This window comes from Sporosarcina sp. P29 (assembly GCF_002743265.1).
Lineage (GTDB): Bacteria > Bacillota > Bacilli > Bacillales_A > Planococcaceae > Sporosarcina.
This window is the reverse complement of the sequence record NZ_PDYX01000054.1, coordinates 1-1122: the sequence shown is the minus strand read 5'-3', so window position 1 is coordinate 1122 and position 1122 is coordinate 1. Positions and strand designations below refer to the sequence as shown.

Annotated in this window: 1 rRNA gene; it reads right to left on the bottom strand. The window is 52.9% G+C overall.

What is annotated here, in order from left to right:
* Positions 1–1122: ribosomal RNA gene (locus CSV68_RS16485) — 23S ribosomal RNA — on the bottom strand; the annotation flags it as partial.

Genomic DNA, 1122 nt, shown 5'->3' with positions numbered 1-1122 from the left:
TTTGATGTTACCTGATGCTTAGAGGCTTTTCCTGGAAGCAGGGCATTTGTTACTTCAGCACCGTAGTGCCTCGTCATCACACCTCAGCGTTAACAAGGAACCGGATTTACCTGGAACCTCCGCCTACATGCTTAAACCGGGACAACCGTCGCCCGGCTAACATAGCCTTCTCCGTCCCCCCTTCGCAGTAACACCAAGTACAGGAATATTAACCTGTTTCCCATCGACTACGCCTTTCGGCCTCGCCTTAGGGGTCGACTCACCCTGCCCCGATTAACGTTGGACAGGAACCCTTGGTCTTCCGGCGAGCGGGCTTTTCACCCGCTTTATCGTTACTTATGTCAGCATTCGCACTTCTGATACCTCCAGCACCCCTCACAGGACACCTTCAACGGCTTACAGAACGCTCCCCTACCCAACAACGCATAAGCGTCGCTGCCGCAGCTTCGGTGCATGGTTTAGCCCCGTTACATCTTCCGCGCAGGCCGACTCGACCAGTGAGCTATTACGCTTTCTTTAAATGATGGCTGCTTCTAAGCCAACATCCTGGCTGTCTGTGCCTTCCCACATCGTTTCCCACTTAACCATGACTTTGGGACCTTAGCTGGCGGTCTGGGTTGTTTCCCTCTTCACGACGGACGTTAGCACCCGCCGTGTGTCTCCCGTGATAACATTCTTCGGTATTCGTAGTTTGCATCGGGTTGGTAAGCCGGGATGGCCCCCTAGCCGAAACAGTGCTCTACCCCCGAAGATGAGTTCACGAGGCGCTACCTAAATAGCTTTCGGGGAGAACCAGCTATCTCCCGGTTTGATTGGCCTTTCACCCCCAGCCACAAGTCATCCGCTAATTTTTCAACATTAGTCGGTTCGGTCCTCCAGTTAGTGTTACCCAACCTTCAACCTGCCCATGGCTAGATCACCGGGTTTCGGGTCTATACCCTGCAACTTAACGCCCAGTTAAGACTCGGTTTCCCTTCGGCTCCCCTATACGGTTAACCTTGCTACAGAATATAAGTCGCTGACCCATTATACAAAAGGTACGCAGTCACCCCATAAAAGAGAGGCTCCCACTGCTTGTACGTACACGGTTTCAGGTTCTTTTTCACTCCCCTCGCCGGGGTT